The sequence below is a fragment of the Bradyrhizobium sp. SZCCHNRI1009 genome (assembly GCF_032487575.1).
GTDB lineage: Bacteria > Pseudomonadota > Alphaproteobacteria > Rhizobiales > Xanthobacteraceae > Bradyrhizobium.
On sequence record NZ_JAUEUL010000003.1, the window covers coordinates 240,404 to 260,019 of the forward strand.

The following is a 19,616-nucleotide window of genomic DNA, read 5'->3' on the forward strand; positions in this document are numbered from 1 at the left end:
GCCGATTCAACGGCTCTAACAGCCATCTCGGCTCACAGATGCGGATGACTTTACAGACAAAAAACTTACAACTAAAACGTGTCAATCATAATATTGATTTGTATCAATAGCGGCCGACGGCCACGCCGTTCAGAAGTGCCTTTCGTTCAAATGAGATTATTTTGTCGAGCGACATGCGGGTTGCGCGTATGGCCTCAAGAGAAAAAATCCGACAGAGTGTCCGAACCTCGATCTTTCTGAGATCGATTGGTCACTGTGAGTACGGTGCTTGTGGGGAAATCGCTGCAAGATGGTCCAATGGGCACATCGAGATGATCGGCGAACTCTGCCACATCCTGCCGGTGAATGATGGCAGTCGATCCGAATTCAAAGCATCGTTTCCGCACGTCGATCTCGATTCTGAAAACAACTTGATGCTGCTTTGCCGAAAGCACCATCACCTGATCGATCAGGAAAAACCGAGCGAATACCCGCCGGCGATCCTCTTCCAGATGGTCATGAACAAAGCTCGTCACGTCGCTAGATTCGTAGATGACTTGTTTCAGAGCAGTCCATTCAGGTTCGACCACCACGAGTTGGCGCAAGATGTCAGGGTCGGTCGAATCTATGACCTGATGAATGAGGCGACCCTGAGCGGACCAAAAGAGGGGCGCAGTCTTCTCCGGGAGGCAGAGCGTGTTCTAGGCGATATTGCGCTCAACCCGTTGGTCGAAACTGCCGTGCAATGGGTGGAGTTGGCGCGACTTGAACTCAAGACGACGTCGTTGGAGAACGACTATTCTTCGTCTCGATGGGAGAAGGGTCTGCAGGCGAGCACCGCTCTACTGAGAAAGATAGCAGACGCGCGAAAGGTGCCCGTCGCGGTTTCGCTTATGCTGCTTTTCTTAAGGGATGAGTACAGCGTATTCGATACGCAAAAGAAGCTCACATTGGCAAAGGCTCTGAACGACAAGCTCGATTCAGTTAGTGCTTCAGCTGAAGATCAGGACGCCTTGGCCTATATCTTAATAGTGAAGTCAGCCGTCGTCAGGTGGCGAGGCCGCTTGCAGCGACTTCAATCACACCAAGAGAGTTCGTTCAGCGAAGCTGAACGCTGCGCGAAACGTAGCCTGTCTCTCGTCAGATCCTCGTCGGCGTTGCTGCAGTCTTTGCTCGTGGAATACTCGAAGGCAAGATTGCTCCCGCTGAGGTCGGTTGCGGAGTATGATGAACGGATAGCCGCTATAGGCCAGAGTTTGGAGGGCCCCGAACTTCTAGAATACGGCGCGTCTGCAAAATATCGTCCAATCTTCTATCGGCAGACATTTCAATATACCAAGTCGATAGACGCATTTTGGAAGGGCATCGATTTCGGATTTCGTCCTGCGTTGAGCCGAGTGGCGTACATCATAGGCGAGGCGTCGACTGCTGCATATTCGCAAGATCGAAGCAGGGGATTGACCATTGTGAATGACGCGCTCTCGTTTCTTTCGGAGTCATTGCGTCAGGGCTTCGACCATGCCCACAATTTCAAGGCTTGGATTGCTTGCAGGTCCATCGTGGATGAAGAGTGGTTCGATGTTAACCTGTTATCCAAGTTTGAGACTGACCTCGAAGCTCCAAACCAACTCGCAAACATCTTGACTGATGCGCGACGGCGTTTTTTCGGGCAAGACGCATTCGGCCACGACGTGCTCTTCGGTGTTGATGAAGCGGAGTTCTGGACGATGCTAGGTACCTTAACTGCTCGTTGTAGATCTGATCTGGATCTCGCAATGCGGTTTTTCGAACGCGCCAATCGCTATGGAGGGCATAAGTTTCCGATACATGCTGCACGTGTGCGGGCCTGCTTGCATGTAAAGCGTCTGGAGGAAGCACGGGCGCACCTAGTTAGGGCACGGAGCGTGGCAGGCGCGCGATATGGGAGCGCGATCGCCGATCTGGAAGCGTCCCTCGCCAGATTGGAAGATTTACCGGGTCTGTCCCGAAGCTCGGCATGATTCATTTGATACCTCATGTTCGACTGGCCTTCTCCGTGTTGTTCCATAGCTGTCGACATCTTCAGGCAAGGACCACTTCCAGAGTGGCCCCGTCAGCAGGGACGAGCTCGATGTAGGCAAAGAGAACTGACCGCCGCGCCGGGGCAGACCGCGCCGTTTGGTCGCGCCCGATCGAACTAAAGCGGCGTGATGTCCACATGCAGCACCGCGGCGCGACCGCCATCGACAGCTGCGACGCAGCGCTCGATCGCCGCATCGAGGGCATCGGGATCGTCGACCCGCTCGCCATGGGCCCCAAATGCGCTGGCGATGTCGGCGAGACGGCGCTGCTCGTCCTGACGGCCGGTGCAGAGCCGGGACAGAAACGAGTCCGTCCGCTGGGCCGTGCCATCGGGATAGACGCGCTGAACCGACGCCTTCACCGCCTGCCATCCGTTGTTGTCGAGGATCACGGTCAGGATCGGGAGCTGGTATTGCTGCGCTACGGCGTAGACGGAATCCGGTGCGGCGAAATGGTAGGCGCCGTCGCCGACGATCTGCACCACGCGTGTCGAGGGATTGGCGAGCTTGAGCCCGAGCGCCATGCCGCCGCTGAAGCCGAGGCCGCCGCCAGCGAGGCCCACATAGGTCATCGGCCTGGTGCGGCGAAGCTGCTGCTGCAGGAGCGGCGCATTGCGGACCGCCTCGTTGACGACGATGTCGTCCTCCGACAGATGCGCCTGCAGCCGGGCGAACAGATAGGCCGGGTTGATCGCGCCGGTCCGGCCCTTCTGGCCCGCCGCGGACGTGCGTTTCGCCTGTGCCGCCTCGCGGGCCAGCTGCCAGCTCGCGATCCGATCGCGCACTTTTCTCAGATACGCATCGTCGGCACGGGCGACGACGATCTCCAGGACCTGGCGGAGAATGACGGCCGAATCGCCCTGAATGCGAAGGTCGGTGGCAAATCCCCACATCGGGATGTCCGCCTTCAGGGCGTCGATGTCGATCTGGATCCAGCGCAGCCGATCGGCCGCCTTCAGCATCTGTGGAATGAAGGGCACGTCGATGTCGATGAGCAGTCCGAGGTCGGCGCCTGCGATGAGCGCGGCGGGGTCGGCGCCCGCAAAGCAGGGGGAGTCCTGGCAGATGTTCATCGTGACCGGATTGAACTCGGCGACGCGGATGCCGCACACCAGCGCCAGCCGCTCCATGACGGAAACCGCCTCGGCGCTGCGGCCGAGATAGGCGGTCAGCGCGATCGGATTGTCCGCCTTCATCAGCGCGTCCGCGATCGCCTGCGCCCGTTCCGGCTCGATGCCTCCCGCTTTGACGCTGCCATAGCGCGCGGCCGGGTAGGCCGGCATCGCCTGCTCGTCCCAGCTCTCGGCCAGGGTTTCCCGCGGCAGCATCATGTAGACCGGGCCGGGCGGATCACTGTGCATGAATGCGGCGGCGCGGGCCACCGCCTCCTTGACGACGACGCCCGACGGCAGCGTGTATTCCCATTTGACATAGGGCCTGATGACGCTGCCCTGATCGAAACTCTCCTGCACGAAGTGGACGTAGGTGTCACGTCCTCCCGGCAGCTCGCCATGCAGCGCGAACGGAGCCCGCCCCGCGAACAGCAGCACCGGCAGCCGGTAGCGAAAGGCATTCTGAATGGCCATGCACGCGTTTGCCGTGCCGGCATCGACGTGGACGAACACGGCCTGGCCGCGGCCGGTCGCGCTCGCATAGCCCATCGCCATGTGCACCGCGACCACCTCGTGGGGGCACAGGATCACCTCGGGGTGCCGTCGGCCTTCGCTGTCCCAGCGCGCAAGTTCCTCGATCAGCGAGACATGATCGGTGCCGAGATTGGCAAAGATGTAGTCGACGCCGATCTCGACGAGCGCCTCGAGGAAGTAGTGCGCGGTGGTGTGGCGGGTCATGGCGCGATGACGCGGATCAGGCGACGACGGCATTGTCACGGCGCACGGCCTCAGGCTGGGTTGTGAGGCCGCGCAGGCGGTCCAACAGGTCGTCGGGCTCTTTCGGTGCGGCCATGCCACGCCAGGCGATGTGGGAATCCGGCCGCACCAGCAGCAGGCTTTCGGCAAAGCCATAGCCGGCCGCGGCCCGGTCGACGTCGACCACAGTCAGGGGAACGCCATGCCGAGCTGCGGCCTCGACGAGCGCCGTGACATCGACGGCCGGATCGAACCGGACCAGCGTGTAGGCCGGGCCGAGCGCATCCAGCAGCGATCGGCCATCGGCGAGCCACACATGAGGGGCGCGTGCGCCCGGCACCGTGGACGCAGTGAAATGGCCCATGCCGTAGGGCGGCGGCGTCTCGCCATCGTACGAAATGGCCGGTGACCGGTCATAGTAGTAGCCGAAATTCAAGCCGGCGCAGCAATATTGCTGCACGTTGAGATCATAGGCGGCCTTGCCGACCTTGCTACGCGCCGCGTCGCCGACGGGGCCGTCCATTTCGACCTCGGCAGGCACGGCGCGTCGCTGGCTCATCACTGCGAGCGCATGGTTCATCGCGAAGTGCGACACCTGCTCGGTAATCGGCTGACGCTCCGCCTCATAGGCGTCCAGCAGGGCAGGGGCAGCCCAGCCGTGCAGCACGCCGGCGAGCATCCAGCACAGGTCGACCGCATCGGCGATCCCCGCATTCATGCCGTAGCCGGCATAGGGAATCCACAGATGCGCGGCATCGCCACAGATGAAGGCGCGGCGATCGCGGAAGCGGTCCGCCACCAGGCGGCGTCCGATCCAGTCCTCCTTGCTGATGATCTCATACTGGAAACGGTCGTCGACGCCGAGAATGGTGCGCAGCGCCCAGTCGCGATCGACACTGTCGAATTCGACTTCCTCGGCCGCGAGGTGGTTGTGGATCAGCCAGTTGTCGCGGCCGTCGATGGAGACAGTGGTGCCGCAGCGCCGCGGGTTGAGCGACATCGTCATCCAGGCCGGCTTCTGGGTGATCAGGTCCTTCAGCGCGGGGGCACGGATGTAGGTCGACTGCACCCGCTGTACGACATCGGTGCCGCCGAGCCGTGCGCCGATCAGCTTGCGCACCGCCGAGCGGCCGCCATCGCAGCCGATCAGATAATCGGCCGAAATGGTGATGTCCTGGCCGGTGTCGAGATCGTGCGCCCGCGCGACCACGCCGTCTTCATCCTGGTCGAACCGATCGACCTCGACCTGGTTGAGAATCGTGATGCCGCGTTGCGCCTCGGCGCAAGCGAACAGGATGGGCTCGAGATAGATCTGGTTGATGCGATGGGGCGGCTCGGGCGTCGGCCAATCGGTGTCGGGTCCACCGGTCGCCGTATAGCGATCCTGGCGGGACGGAATCGGAATGCGGGTCAGCTCGCGGCCGACGACCGCGGTGCGATAGGCGCAGTCGTTGGGAAAGTCGGCCGGCAGGCCGCCTTCGCGCACGTGTTGGACGATGCCAAGGCGGCGGAACACCTCCATGGACCGCGCGGAAACGTGGTTGCACTTCACGTTGGGCGGCTCTCCGGCGCGCCTGATCTCGGCGACGACGACGTCGATGCCGCGCGAGGCAAGGTCCATGGCGGCGGTCAGCCCGACCGGGCCGGCACCCACGATGAGCACCTGGGTTTGAATCGTCTTCATTTCAGTTCTCTTTTTGCTTTGAACCTAGGCACGCTCGGCTGTCGAAAGCGCGTCCCGCTGCGCGTCGCCGGCGCTCGGAAGACTGCCGCGCATGCCAAGGACGGCAAGGCCGAGGATCACCAGTGCCGAGAACAGCTGCGGCACCGCGCTCGCCTGAAACAGCGAGGACACGTCCCATTTCGCCGCGAGCATCAGCCCGCCGAGCGTGACGCCGAGGATCGAGCCGAAGCGGCCGATGCCGAGCGCCCAGCCGATGCCGGTGCCACGGATGTAGGTCGGATAGATACGCGCCGCGTAGGCGTTGCAGCCGATCTGTCCGCCGATCACGGCGACGCCGGCGATGAAGACCGCGGGCACCAGGATCGGCAACGAGGCGCCGGCGATGCCGATGGTGACGATCGAGAGGAAGCCGGCGACGTAGGTCACGAACAGGACGCGATCGAAGCCGAACCGTTCGATCAGCAGGCCGAGCCCGACGGTGCCGAGCATGCCGCCGAGCTGAAAGGCGACGCCGACCGCGATCGCCGCCTGGACGTCGAGGCCGACACCATGCGTCAGCGTCGGCAGCCAGCTGTTGAGGAAATAGATGTCCATCATGTTCATGAAGAACATCACCCACAGCAGCAGGGTCGGGAGCAGGCGCCGCTTGGTGAACAACTGCGGCAGCAGGAAGCCCTTGCCGCTCTCCTCGACGATGGTGAACCGCGCATCGGCCGGAAGCTGGGCCGTGGGATCGATGCGCGCCAGCAACGTGCGCACGCGTTCGCTCCTGCGCGGATCGAGCGCCATCAGCGAGAGCGATTCCGGCAGCCAGACGATCAGGACCGGACAGAGGATGAGCGGCAGAGCGCCGCCAATGAGAAAGATGATCTGCCAGCCATAGGCGGTGATGAGCTTGGCCGCGACCGCTCCGCCGATCGCCGACCCCAGCGACACGGTCATGAACATCAGCATGATCAGCAAGGTTCGGCGACGCTGCGGGGAATATTCGCCGGTCAGCGCGATGGTGTTGGGCAGGACGCCGCCGAGCCCGATTCCGGTTGCGAAGCGGAGGACGACGAGGTCGGATATGCTGGTGGCCTGCGTCGTCGCCAGCGAGCCGAGCGCGAATACGAGAACGCCGGCCACCACCAGCCATTTGCGTCCGAGATAGTCGGCCAGCGCGCCGAACACCAGCGAGCCGATCATCACGCCGAACAGGGACGCACCGAACACGGGCCCCAACGCGCCCGGCGCCAGATGCAAATCCTTGCTGAGGGCAGGGGCGACGAAGCCGAGCGCCTGGGCATCGAAGCCGTCGAGCCCGACGACCAGCGCGCACAGGCAGATCACCCGGATCTGGAATCCCGACAGCGGCCGCTCGTCGACGTAGCGCGTGAGATTGATCGCCTGCGTCAAATGTCCCTCCCCATGTGCTTGTTGTTGCCGGGCCGCTTCGCCGCTCCGGCTGTTTGCAAATATGTTGCATGATCAAACTCTTTCGATTAGCCACAAAATTCTCATTCATTCATGAGGAAAGCTAATGCCCCCGACCCTGCGGCAATTGGAGGCCCTGGTCCTGGTGTATCGGCTCGGCAGCATCACCCGGGCGGCCGCCGAACTGCGCGTCACGCAGTCGGCGATCAGCCTCTTGATCCGGCAGATCGAGGAGAACTTTCAGCTCAAGCTGTTCGATCGGACGACGCGGGCGCTGCATCCGACGGCGGCCTGCCGCGAGGCGATCACCGCCGCCGAGCGCATCCTGGCGGGAGCGCAGGGGCTGTCGCAGCGGATGCGCGACCTTGCCGAGATCAAGGCCGGCCGGATTTCCATCGCGGTCTCAGCGGGCGTGGCGTCGGCGCTGCTGCCACGCGTGTTCGCGACCTTCCGGTCGCGCCATCCCGAGGTGAGGATCGACCTGCGTGATGTCGCGCCTGACGAGCTGCTCGCGATCGTGATGGCCGGGCAGGCGGAGTTCGGCCTCGGCAGCGTCGAGGACGAGGGCGTGCCGGAGGTCCGGATCGACACACTGATGCAGAGTCCGCTGTCGGCCATCGGCATCAAGGACGGCCGGTTCGAGAAGCACCGCCGCCTGACGTGGGACGGCATCATGAGCTCCGAGCTGATCACGATGCGTCACGGCACGCGGATCCGCAGTCAGATCGACGAGGCGCTGGCGCAGACGGGGCGGGCGCTGAAGCCGGCCTGGGAGGTGTCGCTGATCACCACCGCGCTGGCGCTCACGGCGGAGGGCGCAGGCCTGAGCATCCTGCCCGCGCACATGCTGCCGAAGGCACAATTTCCGACGCTCGTTGCCATCCCCCTGTCGCAGCCGACGATCCATCGGCACGTCTCGCTCTTGAGCCGCGCCGATTTCGGATTGTCGCCCGCCGCGCAGCGCTTCGTCGAGATCGCGAAGGCCGTGCTGTCGCGCAAGGGCGGCTGATCACGGCTTCGGAGACGGGGGACGCTCCTTCTCCAGTCGCTTCGCCTCGTTCCACAATTCGTCCATCTCGTCGAGCGAGGCTTCTTCGAGGCTGCGGCCCTTGGCCGTCAGCGCCTGTTCGATGTGCGCGAAGCGGCGCTCGAACTTGGCGTTGGTGCCGCGCAACGCGGTCTCCGGATCGACATCGGCATGGCGGGCGAGATTGACCAGCGCGAACAGGAGATCGCCGGTCTCTTCGGTCAGCTCGGTCGCATCTCTGTTGTCGAGGGCGGCCTCGATCTCGTCGGCCTCCTCGCGGATCTTCTGCAACACGGCACGCGGATCGTTCCAGTCGAAGCCGACGGTCGCGGCCTTGCGCTGCAGCTCCATCGCGCGCACCAGCGCCGGCTGTCCGGCCTTGATCCCTGCCAGCAGCGAGGACTTGCTCGTCCGCTCCTCGGGCGGGCGGCGCGCGGCGCGCTCGGCCTTCTCCTCGGCCTTGATGCGGTCCCAGGTGCCCTTGGTGGGCTGGGTGACGTTGCCGTCCTTGTCCGGGAACACATGCGGATGGCGGCGGATCATCTTCTTCGTGATGCCCTCGACGACGTCGCCGAACGCGAACGCGCCTTGCTCCTCGGCGATGCGGGCGTGATAGACCACCTGCAGCAGGAGATCGCCGAGCTCCTCGCGCAGATCGTCGATGTCGTCGCGCGTGATCGCGTCGGCCACCTCATAGGCTTCCTCGATGGTGTAGGGCGCGATCGTCTGGAAGGTCTGCTCGACGTCCCACGGACAGCCGGTGACCGGCGTGCGCAGCGCCGCCATGATCTCGATCAGGCGGGAGATGTCGCGGGAAGGGATCATGGGCAGGTCCTGACAGCATCGTTCGATCCTGTCCTGTATGCCCCAAGCGGCGCGCGGCTCCCAGCAAAAAGGCCATGACGCGGGATCGCTCCGCAGGTTGGCCCGACCCGTCGATGATGCTAAGCGGGAGCCATGAATGAGCAGGACACGACGGCCCTGGTGCTGTTCTCGGGCGGGCAGGATTCCACGACGTGCCTGGCCTGGGCGCTCGACCGCTTCGCGCGCGTTGAGACGATCGGATTCGCCTACGGCCAGCGCCATGCGATCGAACTCGCCTGTCGCGACCGGCTGGTCGAGGGCATCGTGCGCCTGCGTCCCGACTGGGCGGTCAAGCTCGGTGACAGCCACACGCTGGACATTCCGACGCTGGCTGCGATCTCGGAGACGGCGCTGACGCGCGACGTCGCGATCGAGATGGGCGCCGACGGCCTGCCCAACACCTTCGTGCCGGGCCGCAACCTGGTGTTCCTGACCTTCGCGGCGGCGCTCGCCTATCGCCGCGGCATCCGCCACATCGTCGGCGGCATGTGCGAGACGGACTATTCGGGCTATCCGGACTGCCGCGACGAAACCATCAAGGCGCTGCAGAACGCGCTGAGCCTGGGCATGGCGCGCGCGTTCGAGCTGCACACGCCGCTGATGTGGCTGTCGAAGGCCGCGACCTGGCAATTGGCGCACGATCTCGGCGGCACCGGCCTCGTCGACCTGATCCGCGACCAGTCGCACACCTGCTATCTCGGCGAGCGGGGGGCGCGGCACGATTGGGGCCATGGCTGCGGGCAGTGTCCCGCCTGCGAGCTGCGCGCCAAGGGATGGCGCGAGTACATCGCGGCGGGCGGGCCATCCTGAATCGGAAGCGGGGCCCTCGAGCCCCGCGGAGAGTTGCGCGACAGACGAGCGCTCAGGCGGCTTCGGTGTCCGACGGCTCGCGCTGGCTGACGATGACGAGATCGGCATCGGCGACGTCGTGGCCGTCATCGGCCTGGTTAGCGGCAGCGGAGGCCGCCTGCGCAACGAGACGCGCGGTGATCTCGTCCTTGGCGTCCTTGCCGCTCTTCTCCCAGGCGGGTGCGTTCAGCACCACGATGTCGTCGTCCTCCGCGGCATCATCCTGATCGGCGGGCACGATCGATGGCGACTTCGCCGGAGTATCGACGACACGCAGGGTGGGGGCCCCGGCTTCGACCGGCTCGTCCTCGGCTGAAGCCGTTTCGTCTTCGGCCATTTCGGGCTGGGCCGGCTCGACGGGCGCGGTCTCTTCGGCGGAGGCGTCGGTTTCGGCGCTCGCCATTGCCTCAGCAGCTTCGGCGGGCTGCTCGGCGGCCGCGGCGGGGCTCTCTGCGGCAGGCGCCTCATCAGCCGGCGTGAGGCCGAGATGCTGCGAGATCTCCTTGATCACGCGGTCGATCGCCACCAGCACGCGATATTCCGGGATCGAGGCCATGTGCTGCTCGAACCGGTTGCGCGCATATTGCAGCGAGTCGATCACGTCGGTGGCGATGGAGGAGCCCGACGCCTCGGTGCCGTGCAGGGCGCCCGCGGCCTTCTCGGTCGAGCTTTCGATCAGCAGGAAGGCCTCGTATTGCGGAATCGATTTGAGCTTCTCGTGATAGTCCTGGCGCACGCCGGCGAGCGTGTCGACGATGGTGGCGAACTCTGGCGCGGGCATTTCGACGTCCCCCTCAACTTCAGCAAAGAAGATGCGGGACGCTACGGACGCACTGATGAATGTTCAATTTCGAACGAATACGGCTGTTCACGGCATGAATAGCCGGCCGTTAAGACCGGCCCACAAAAAGCAGGATCGCCCGCTCACCGGGCATTAAGCATTCTTACGACGCGCACGAAGGGCTCAACCGACGAAATCCTCGGGCTTGAGCTCGATCGGCCTGCCATGCGGGGTGCGATCAGCAGCGTGATCCCAGGCATCGCGGTAACGCGTCAGCGCGTCCGCGGAGGTGACGCCCTTCTCGGCGACGAGCCGCTCGAGCGTCGCCAGCCAGTGCCGGTAATAGGTATCGCCGCAATCGGGATCACCAGACGCTTGCGCGCGCGAAATCTCCTCGGCGAGCGCAGCCGCCCATTCGGGCCAGGTGAAGAGGCCGCGGGCGTGCAGCGTGACGGCCATCGCGAAGGCGTGCGCTTCCCACGGCTCGCGAAACACGGGCCCACTGTCATCGACGGGAATGCCGGGCAGGGCGCGCGTCGCCGCGACCGCCGCCTCACGGTCCGGTGTCATCGGGCTGGCTCCAGATAGGGCTCGAAGGCGTCGACCGTCACCTCCAGCAGCGGATCGGGCGCGTCGGCCCACAGCTCGGCGCCGCTGAACGACACCGTGTAGAGCCATTGCGGGTCTTCGCCGCCGCCATGGGCGTTGCTGTCGGGAAACACGTGCACGCCCCGGATCGCCTCGATGCGGCCGAGATGGCCGCGCACATAGCGCGGCAGCCGCGTATGCGTCGCCGGATGGATGTCCTTGGCGCGCACGCGGTCGCCGACGGCGAACCGCGCCGGCTTGGTTTCCGCGCGTTCGGTCGGACCGCCGCGACGCAGGGTCGCCGCGACGGCATCTGCAGTGAGGATCCTGGCGACGGGCCTGGCCGGATGCAGCGCCTCGCCGGCGGCGATCTCATCGGCGTCGACCAGATGCCGCTCCTGCATCAGCCGTTCGATGCCCGCGAGCCAGATCTGGTAGTAGCTCATGCCGAGGTAATCGTCCGGCGGACGGTTCTCGCGCGCGAAGCGCGACATGTCGATGTTCCAGCCGCCGGGCGTCGCCATGGCCAGCGTCATGGCGAACGCACGACGCTCCCATTCGGCGTGAAACACCGGCTCGTTCGGCTCGGGGCGGACCGGACCGAAGCCGGCGACGCCGCCCATGTCATGCGCGCCATCCATCAGCTACCGACCTCATGCGGTTGCTTCGGCAGCCCGGTGCCGATCATGCTGTCGCGCGTGACGAGTTCGGCGAGCTGCTCCGCGCTCCAGCCGTCGGTCCCCGCGGGACGCATCGGCAGCACGAAATAGCGGACCTCGGCGGTCGAATCCCACACCCGGATCTTCGTCGTCGGCGGCAGCTCGCAGCCGAAATCCTTCAGGACGCCGCGCGGATCCTTCACCGCCTTGGCGCGATAGGGCGCCGATTTGTACCAGACCGGCGGCAGGCCGAGCACGGGCCACGGGTAGCAGGAGCACAGCGTGCACACGACCATGTTGTGCAGATCCGGCGTGTTCTCGACCGCCACGATGTGCTCGCCCTGGCGGCCGGCATAGCCGAGCTCACCGATCGCCGGCGTGGCCTCGGCAAGAAGGCGCGCCCGATAGGCGGGATCGGTCCAGGCCCGCGCCACGACCTGGGCGCCGTTGCGGGGACCGACCTTGCTCTCATAGGTCTCGATGAGCACGTCGAGCGCAGCAGGATCGATATACCCCTTCTCGGTCAGGATGCTTTCGAGCGCGCGAACGCGCAGATCGGTCTCGGACAGGTCCGAGTGATCGTGCGGATGGTCGTGATGGTGATCGTGATCCGTCATGACTCAACCATAGGCGTAATCGGGCACCGCTGTCGAGCCGAGGTGGCTCCCTCGGTGCGTGCCGCTGTGTTCAACGGCCGCCGCAGCCGTGCGGCGGTCAAAATGCCGAGCGCTGCGTCCTCGGCCGTTGACGCGACGGCGCGGGACGCAGATGTGATCGGGGTCGCTCCATTGCCGCCATCCCGGGCTGTTCAAATCGGGGCCCAGATATGGTTCGTAGGGCCTACGTTGTCCCGATCGGGCGCGAAAGCGACGGAGGTTTGAGGTTCATCAATGCCGAACGACGTCTCCCGCCGTGATCTTGCAAAGCTGGCCGGGCTGGCTGCCCTTGGGGCGGCCAATGGCCCGGCGCAGGCGGAGGAGAGCGCGGTGAAGGAGGATGCCGGGCGGCGGTTTCCCGCCGATTTCGTGTGGGGGACGGCGACGTCGTCGTATCAGATCGAGGGCGGGGCCACGGCCGATGGCCGCGGACCGTCGATCTGGGATGTGTTCACGCATCTGCAGGGCAACATCGAGGACGGCAGCACCGGCGACGTCGCCTGTGATCACTACAACCGCTACAAGGGCGACGTGCGGCTGATCAAGGAGCTCGGCTGCCGGGCCTATCGGTTCTCGATCGCCTGGCCCCGGCTGTTTCCCGACGGCGGGCTGACGCCCAATCTGAAGGGCCTCGACTTCTACAACCGCCTCGTCGACGAGCTCCTGGCCAACGGCATCACGCCGTACGCAACGCTGTATCATTGGGATCTGCCGCAGGCGCTGCAGGACCGGGTCGGCGGCTGGCTGTCGGCCGACACGGCCAGGGCCTTTGCGCATTATGCGGGCTACGTCGCGCAGCATCTCGGCGACCGTGTGAAGACCATCTTCACGATCAACGAATGCGGCCGCTTCATCCCGTTCGGCTATGGCCTCGGCGTCGACGCGCCCGGGCTGAAGCTGCCGCAGCAGCAGGTCAACCAGGCGCGCCATCACGTGGCTCTGGCGCACGGTCTCGCCGTCCAGGCCATCCGCGCCGGCGGGCAAACCGGCATGCGCGTCGGCATGGCCGAGAACATCACGGCCTGCCTGCCGGCGATCGACACGCCGGAGAACATCCGCGCCGCCGAGATCGCGACGCGCGAATTGAATGCGGGCTTCCTCAACGTCATCCTCGAGGGGCGCTACACGGACGGTTTCCTGGCGTGGTCCGGCAAGGATGCCCCGAAATTCACCGCCGACGAACTGAAGATCATTTCGGCGCCGGTCGATTTCGTCGGCCTCAACATCTACGCGCCGCAAGCCTATGTGGTCGCGTCGGACCGCGCGGCCGGGTTCGACGTGCTGCCGATGCCGTCCTCGTTCCCGCATATGAGCTCCCCCTGGCTGCAGGTCGGTCCGGAGACGGCCTATTGGGTGCCGAAGCTCGCCGCCAAGATCTGGAATCTCCAGACCATCTACATCACCGAGAACGGCACCTCATCGGACGACAAGCTGACCGCCGACGGCAAGGTCCACGACCTCGACCGCGTGATGTATCTGCGCAATTATCTCGCCCAGCTGCAGCGCGCAACGTCCGAGGGCGTGCCCGTGAAGGGCTACTTCCTGTGGAGCCTGCTGGACAATTTCGAGTGGGTGTTCGGCTACAAGCAGCGTTTCGGCATCTATTACGTCGACTTCGACACCCAGGTGCGCACGCCCAAGCTCAGCGCGTCGTACTACCATCACGTGATCAGCCGCAACGCCGTGAGCGCGTGAAGCGCCGCGACGTCACCCGGGGGTCCAGCCGGACCCAGTCCACGCCATTCAGGCGGCCAATGTGCCCTCGGCACCCGACGCATTGAGTGTCCGCGCGCCGGACTTCACGCCGCGATTGCAAATCCATGATGCGGAAAGCACACCTTGTGCGACTCTTTTGCGCGCACGCAGTTTTCGTGGCGAAAGCTGGCTGCAGATGACTTAAACCGGCAATCTGCCGGCCCCTCAAGCGAGTTTTCCAGCATGCAAGTTTCCGTTGTCTGTCCGCCAGCCGTCCGCGCGGGCGTTCTGTTGTGCGTCCTCGGAGTGATCGCTGGCTCCAGCGCCTGGGCCCAGGGAGCCGCGAACGATGCGGCCAAGCCCGCCACGGAGCAGTCTGCCGCGCCGACGGCCGACAAGCCCGCAGAGCAGCCCTCGGACGCCGGCAAGCCGGCGGCCGCGGCCGAGCCTGAGAAGACGGCCGAGAAGCCCGCCGAGCCGGCCGCTGTGGACACCAAGCCCGTTCAGTCCACTGACAGCGCCAGCCCGCAGCCGGCGGACAAAGTATCGACCGAAAAAACCGCGACGGATGTTGCGGCCGAGAGCAAGCCGGCCGAGGCCAAATCCGAGACCAAGGTCGAACCGAACTCCGCCACCGACGTCGGCCAGAAGCCGGCCGTGACCGAGTCGAAACCGGCAGAGCCCGCTCCGGCCGTTCAGCCCGCCGCCGTCGCCAAGGACGCGCCCGCACCGGAGAAGCTCGAAGGGAAGGCCGAGGAGAAGGCGGCGGAGAGCAAGCCGGCGGCCGCTGCGCCGGCGGAACAGCCGGCCACCGCTGCCGAGGCGAAGCCTGCGGTAGCGCCGGCCGAGCCCAAGACATCCGAGCCGCCGGCCGCGGCGCCTTCAGCGGCGGTACCGCAGAAGGCGGCTGTGAAGCAGGATACCGCAGCCCCGTCAGCCAAGCCCGAACGGCACGGCAAAGCGAACGCGCATGCTCATCACGCCGAGGACGACGCCAAGCCGGCCAAGCGCAAGCTCCGCGCCCGCAGCAAGCCCGAGAGCGAAGCGAAGAGGGGTGGTGTCAATTGCAAGAGCTTCCGTACCTACGATGCGGAGAAGGGCACCTATCGCGGCTACGACGGGCGCGTTCACACCTGCTCGTAAGGACCGGTCGGCAAATGGGCGCATCGGCAGCGCAAAGGCCGCTACCGATGGCCGCTGCCGATCACACCATCAACGCGGCATCGGCGGCTGAATGCCCGAGGTGTTGCGGGTAAAGAGTGTCCCGAACGTCGAACCCTGCGGCTGCGCCGGCTGCGGCCGGGCCATTCCCGTCGTGGTCCGCTGCTGCGGCGTGACGATGATCTGCTGGGGCGGGCCTGGGGGGACCGTGCCGCGTGCCTGCACCGCCTGGTTGGACATTCGTGACACCAGTCGCATCAGCTGATCCTGGCCGGCCTGTAGCTGCTCGATGGCGCGGGTGTGATCGCGGCTGGCCTGATCCTGTGTGGACTTGATCTGTTCGATGCCCTGCTGCAGATCGGCGATGTCGCGCGCCATCCTCTGCATCAACGTCGCGGGCTCGCGGGAGCCGGTGGTGTCTTCCGCTCCCCTCAGCGAGGCATTCGACATCATGGCATCCTCGCTGCCCTGCTGAGCCGTCGCCTCGTCCTGCGTCGCTTCGCTGGCGCCCGGCATCCAGCGGTCCATCAGTGACGTGCCGACGTCGCGCTGCGACCAGGCGACCGAGCCGCCGACCAGCACGACCAGCAGCGCGAGACCCACGGCGTTGCGCCCGCGCAGCCTGCCGAGGGGGGCCTTCACCCGCGCCCAGCGGCTGGCCCCGGCGTCTGCCGCCCCGCTCGTGCTCGCTGCCGCCGCGGCATCCGCCGCCATGCCGGGCTTCTCGATCGCCGCGAGCCGCGTATCGATCCGGGTCAGCACCTCGCGCAGGACCCGCCGGTACAGTTGATCGTAGCCTGCCTTCTCGGGCTTCTCAGGGGCGAGGCCGATCTCGCTCTGATCAATCTGTTGCACGTTCTGTGTGGACTGCATTGCTGATCCCCAAACCCTTGGCCCGCCGCCGACGCCGATGTTCTCTTTGAATTTTCAAACGTGACTCGACCCGCCGCTTTGGCCGAAAGCAAGACAGCGTCGTGACGAGGAGGGGGCCTTTTCGGACCATCTCTCCCTCGCTGCAGCGCCAGTCGATCGCTTCGAGAGGCCTCAATCGGCCTTTGGTTGCGCGCTGCCGAGCCTTCGAGGTACTATCCGACCGATGTTTTTGGGGGATTGGGGCCGGTGCAAAGCTTGATTGTCATTGCGCGCGCAGTGTTGTGCGCAGCGTTCGTCGTTCTGTCTGCTCACGCGCAGGCCGTGCCCTTGGATGAGGCCACGCGCAAGGCTGAACTGATGGCCGCCTGGCAGGCAGCGAGCCAAGCGGGCACCGACGGACCAAGCGACATCGTGCTGATCGACCAGGGCACGCTGAAGCTTCCGGCCGACTACTTCTACGTCCCGAAGAACGAAGGCCTGCGGGTCCTTCGCGCGCTCGGCAACGTCGTCAACGACGCGACCTTCGTCGGGCTGGTCGTCGGCAGGCGCCAGAACGACGACTGGATGGTGGTCATCAAGCACATCAAGGAAGGCTACATCAAAGACGACGACGCCAAGAGCTGGAACGCGGACGATCTCCTGAGCAACCTCCGCGCCGGCGCCGAAGAGGCGAACAAGGACCGTGCGGCGCGCGGATTTCCGGAAATGGCCGTGGTCGGCTGGGTCGAGCCGCCGGCCTACGATGCCACGACGCATCGTCTCGTCTGGTCGCTGCTCGCCAAGGAGAAGGGTCAGCCCGACGACGCGCCGAAGAACGTCAACTACAACACCTACGCGCTCGGGCGTGACGGCTATTTCAGCCTGAACCTGCTGTCCGGCTCGGAGCGGATCGCGGGCGACAAGGCTGTCGCGCACGAGCTGCTGTCCGATCTCTCCTACAATGCCGGCAAGCGCTATGAGGATTTCAGCGCCGGCACGGATCGGATCGCCGAATATGGCTTGCTGGCGCTGGTCGGCGGCGTTGCCGCGAAGAAGCTCGGGCTGCTGGCGCTGGCCGGTGCGTTCGTCCTGAAGTTCGCCAAGATCATCATCTTCGCCGTCGTCGGCGCCGGGGCCGCGGTCATGAACTTCCTGCGCCGCAAGCCGCGCGGCGACAACGCGGGCGGACCCGCGTGAAGGCTCTCCTGCTGATCCTGTTCTCCGGCCTGAAATGGGGGAAGCTCGCCATGAGCGGCGGCACGATGCTGCTGTCGCTGGTCGTGTATGCGGGCATCTGGGGCTGGCGCTACGCGGCCGGCTTCATCGCGCTGCTGTTTGCTCATGAGATGGGGCACTACGTCGCCGCGCGCCAGCGCGGTCTCGACGTCGGCGCTCCCGCCTTCATCCCGTTCGTCGGCGCCTGGATCGCGCTCAAGGAGCAGCCGGTCGACGTCGAGACGGAGGCCTATGTGGCACTCGCCGGTCCGCTGGTCGGGACCGCCGCGGCGCTCGCGGTCTATTTGTTGGCAAGATCGGAAGACAGCAATCTGCTGCTCGCGATCGCCTATTCCGGCCTGTTCCTGAACCTGTTCAACCTGCTGCCGATCTCGCCGCTGGACGGCGGCCGCATCACCAGCGTGCTGAGCCCGCGCATCTGGCTGCTCGGCGTTCCCTTGCTGCTGGCCTTGATGCTCTATCGGCCGAGCCCGATGCTGTTCATCATCGCCATCCTCGCAGCCCCGCAACTGATGAAGGCCTGGCGCTACGATCCCGGCGCGCCCGAGACGTTGCTTATTATGGCACGACACTGCAGACGAAGCTCGAATATGCCGGGACGTATCTCGCGCTCGCGGCGCTGCTCGCCGTCATGACCTACGACGTGCACGAGATGCTTGGACACTTGCGCCAGTTTGGCTGAGTTGAGGTCGCCGCTTCAGACGAGAAGCTTCATGTAGATCGAGGGCACCGGCACCGCCTGGTCGTAAGGACGTGGGCCTTCTGCGACTCGGAATATCCGTTGCTGCAATGCAGCGGATGTGTCTGGGCGGCGCGCAGGAACGAGGCAGTCTTGCAAGATGTTCCATGAGCCATGAGCGCGGCGCGCTATCACAATGCGCTGAGCGCAGAGCACGTTGCCGGATGTTCCCTTGCCCACTGGCATATCGGAGACCAAAGTTGGGCCTGCCCGTCAGAGGCATAAGGATTCGGGAGGTTTCATGATTTCGCTCAAGTCCATCTTGCTTGCGAGCTGCGCGACTGCGCTCGTCTCCTCGGCCGCCATGGCCGCCGATCCCATCAAGATCGGCGTCATCGCCGAAGCCCAGGCCGTCGCAGGCTCGTCGATCGCTCCCGCGGCGCAATTGGCCGCCGAGGAGATCAATGCTAAGGGCGGCGTCGACGGGCGCAAGATCGAGATCGTCGTCTACGACAATCACTCCTCCTCGGCGGAATCGGTGCGTGCCTTCCAGCGGGCCGTCAGCGAGGACAAGGTCAACGCCGTCATTGCGAGCTACATCTCCGAGGTCGTGCTCGCCCTGGAGCCGTGGGCAGGGCGCCTCAAGACGCTGATGATCACGCCCGGCGCCGCCTCCGACGTCATCACCCAGAACATCGCCAAGAACTACGACCAGCTCAAATACACCTTCCATGGCTATCTGACCTCGACCTCGCTGGCCGGCCTCGTCTGCGACGCCGCCAAGGACCTGCTGGTCGAGCCCTACAAGATGAAGACCGCGGTGATCATGAGCGAGGATGCGGCGTGGACGACGCCGCTCGACGCGGGCTACGAGAAGTGCCTGCCGGAGATCGGGCTGAAGGTCGTCGACCATATCCGCATGTCGCCTGATACCACCGACTTCACACCGATCTTCAACAAGATCGAAGGCCTGAAGCCGGACGTCATGATCACCGGCATCTCGCATGTCGGCACCCAGCCGACCGTGCAGTGGAAGAGCCAGCAGGTGCCGATCCCGATGTTCGGCATCTCCTCGCAGGCGACCAACTCGACCTTCTGGAAGGACACCAACGGCGCCGTCGAGGGCGTCATGTACAATGCCGTATCGGGGCCGGGCGTCGCGGTGACGCCGAAGACACTGCCGTTCGTGGATGCCTATCAGAAGAAGTTCGGAAACTTCCCATCCTATGCCGGCTACACCTCCTACGACGAAGTCTACATGATCGCGGACGCGATCCATCGGGCCGGCGGCACCGATCCCGACAAGATGGTCGAGGCGATGGAAGCGACCGACTATGTCGGCACGATTGGCCGCATCGCCTTCAAGCCGAAGGGCGATCCGAACCCCCATGCGCTGCGGACCGGCAAGGGCTACATCACCGGGCTGATGCTGCAATGGCAGAGCGGCAAGCAGGTCAATGTCTGGCCCAAGGAGCTCGCCGCCGGCTCCGCCACGTGGCCGTCCTTCATCAAGCTCAAGGCGGCCAGCAACTGACGCATCGCGGGGCCGCTCCTTCAAGGAG

The 19,616-nt window shown here is 65.1% G+C and carries 17 protein-coding genes; 8 read left to right on the forward strand and 9 right to left on the reverse strand.

Translation table 11 applies throughout. From position 1 onward, the window contains the following. The first annotated feature begins 311 nt into the window (after positions 1-311). Positions 312-1,979, forward strand: coding sequence for an HNH endonuclease signature motif containing protein (locus tag QX010_RS07960; RefSeq protein WP_316178708.1), 1,668 nt, complete (start codon positions 312-314; stop codon positions 1,977-1,979). A 176-nt stretch (positions 1,980-2,155) separates the two neighbouring features. Here QX010_RS07960 and QX010_RS07965 read toward each other — a convergent pair whose 3' ends face one another. Genes QX010_RS07965 through QX010_RS07975 form a run of 3 tightly spaced genes read right to left on the reverse strand, consistent with a single transcriptional unit; the run spans position 2,156 to position 6,989 of the window. Further along, positions 2,156-3,889, reverse strand: coding sequence for a thiamine pyrophosphate-requiring protein (locus QX010_RS07965; protein ID WP_316178710.1), 1,734 nt, complete (start codon positions 3,887-3,889; stop codon positions 2,156-2,158). Positions 3,890-3,905: 16 nt separating this feature from the next. Beyond that, positions 3,906-5,591 (reverse strand): FAD-dependent oxidoreductase, encoded by a 1,686-nt coding sequence (locus QX010_RS07970; RefSeq protein WP_316178711.1) that lies wholly within the window; start codon positions 5,589-5,591, stop codon positions 3,906-3,908. 24 nt (positions 5,592-5,615) lie between these two features. Continuing rightward, positions 5,616-6,989: an MFS transporter gene (locus tag QX010_RS07975; RefSeq protein WP_316178713.1), complete on the reverse strand. Its 1,374-nt coding sequence runs from the start codon at positions 6,987-6,989 to the stop codon at positions 5,616-5,618. 124 nt (positions 6,990-7,113) lie between these two features. Here QX010_RS07975 and QX010_RS07980 point away from each other — a divergent pair, with 124 nt between their 5' ends. Then, positions 7,114-8,016, forward strand: a complete 903-nt coding sequence (locus tag QX010_RS07980) for a LysR family transcriptional regulator (protein ID WP_316178715.1) — start codon at positions 7,114-7,116, stop codon at positions 8,014-8,016. Here QX010_RS07980 and mazG read toward each other — a convergent pair whose 3' ends face one another. Then, on the reverse strand, positions 8,017-8,859 hold the full coding sequence (mazG, locus tag QX010_RS07985) for a nucleoside triphosphate pyrophosphohydrolase (protein ID WP_316178717.1): 843 nt from the start codon (positions 8,857-8,859) through the stop codon (positions 8,017-8,019). Positions 8,860-8,991: 132 nt separating this feature from the next. Here mazG and queC point away from each other — a divergent pair, with 132 nt between their 5' ends. Beyond that, positions 8,992-9,708 (forward strand): 7-cyano-7-deazaguanine synthase QueC, encoded by a 717-nt coding sequence (queC, locus tag QX010_RS07990; protein ID WP_316178718.1) that lies wholly within the window; start codon positions 8,992-8,994, stop codon positions 9,706-9,708. A gap of 52 nt (positions 9,709-9,760) precedes the next feature. Here the strand turns inward: queC and QX010_RS07995 are convergent, their stop codons facing one another. The 4 genes from QX010_RS07995 to nthA form a co-directional block, all read right to left on the reverse strand. Then, positions 9,761-10,528 carry a hypothetical protein gene (locus tag QX010_RS07995; RefSeq protein ID WP_316178719.1) on the reverse strand — a complete coding sequence of 256 codons (768 nt, stop codon included), beginning with the start codon at positions 10,526-10,528 and terminating at the stop codon, positions 9,761-9,763. 183 nt (positions 10,529-10,711) lie between these two features. Then, entirely contained in the window at positions 10,712-11,098 is a 387-nt protein-coding gene (locus tag QX010_RS08000) for a nitrile hydratase accessory protein (protein WP_315799956.1), read from the reverse strand. Continuing rightward, positions 11,095-11,757, reverse strand: a complete 663-nt coding sequence (gene nthB / locus QX010_RS08005) for a nitrile hydratase subunit beta (RefSeq protein WP_315799957.1) — start codon at positions 11,755-11,757, stop codon at positions 11,095-11,097. The genes QX010_RS08000 and nthB overlap by 4 nt, the downstream gene beginning before the upstream one ends. Beyond that, complete coding sequence (nthA, locus tag QX010_RS08010; RefSeq protein WP_316178722.1) at positions 11,757-12,392, reverse strand: nitrile hydratase subunit alpha; 636 nt, start codon at positions 12,390-12,392, stop codon at positions 11,757-11,759. The genes nthB and nthA overlap by 1 nt, the downstream gene beginning before the upstream one ends. Positions 12,393-12,665: 273 nt before the next feature. On the opposite strand from nthA, the gene QX010_RS08015 reads away from it, so the two are divergent. Together QX010_RS08015 and QX010_RS08020 are read left to right on the forward strand one after the other, a co-directional pair. After that, complete coding sequence (locus tag QX010_RS08015; RefSeq protein WP_316178724.1) at positions 12,666-14,126, forward strand: GH1 family beta-glucosidase; 1,461 nt, start codon at positions 12,666-12,668, stop codon at positions 14,124-14,126. 243 nt (positions 14,127-14,369) lie between these two features. Continuing rightward, the gene (locus QX010_RS08020; RefSeq protein ID WP_316178726.1) at positions 14,370-15,269 is read left to right on the forward strand and encodes a hypothetical protein; all 900 of its coding nucleotides are present in this window, start codon (positions 14,370-14,372) and stop codon (positions 15,267-15,269) included. A gap of 69 nt (positions 15,270-15,338) precedes the next feature. On the opposite strand, the gene QX010_RS08025 is transcribed toward QX010_RS08020, so the two are convergent. Beyond that, positions 15,339-16,160 carry a hypothetical protein gene (locus QX010_RS08025; RefSeq protein WP_315799961.1) on the reverse strand — a complete coding sequence of 274 codons (822 nt, stop codon included), beginning with the start codon at positions 16,158-16,160 and terminating at the stop codon, positions 15,339-15,341. 321 nt (positions 16,161-16,481) lie between these two features. Here QX010_RS08025 and QX010_RS08030 point away from each other — a divergent pair, with 321 nt between their 5' ends. The 3 genes from QX010_RS08030 to QX010_RS08040 all read left to right on the forward strand — a co-directional run bounded on the left by QX010_RS08030 (position 16,482) and on the right by QX010_RS08040 (position 19,588). After that, positions 16,482-17,336, forward strand: a complete 855-nt coding sequence (locus QX010_RS08030; protein WP_315800426.1) for a DUF2167 domain-containing protein — start codon at positions 16,482-16,484, stop codon at positions 17,334-17,336. Then, on the forward strand, positions 17,333-18,010 hold the full coding sequence (locus tag QX010_RS08035; RefSeq protein WP_316178728.1) for a site-2 protease family protein: 678 nt from the start codon (positions 17,333-17,335) through the stop codon (positions 18,008-18,010). Before QX010_RS08030 ends, QX010_RS08035 begins: the two co-directional genes overlap by 4 nt. Positions 18,011-18,355: 345 nt before the next feature. Next, on the forward strand, positions 18,356-19,588 hold the full coding sequence (locus QX010_RS08040) for an ABC transporter substrate-binding protein (RefSeq protein WP_316178730.1): 1,233 nt from the start codon (positions 18,356-18,358) through the stop codon (positions 19,586-19,588). The last annotated feature ends 28 nt before the right edge of the window (positions 19,589-19,616 follow it).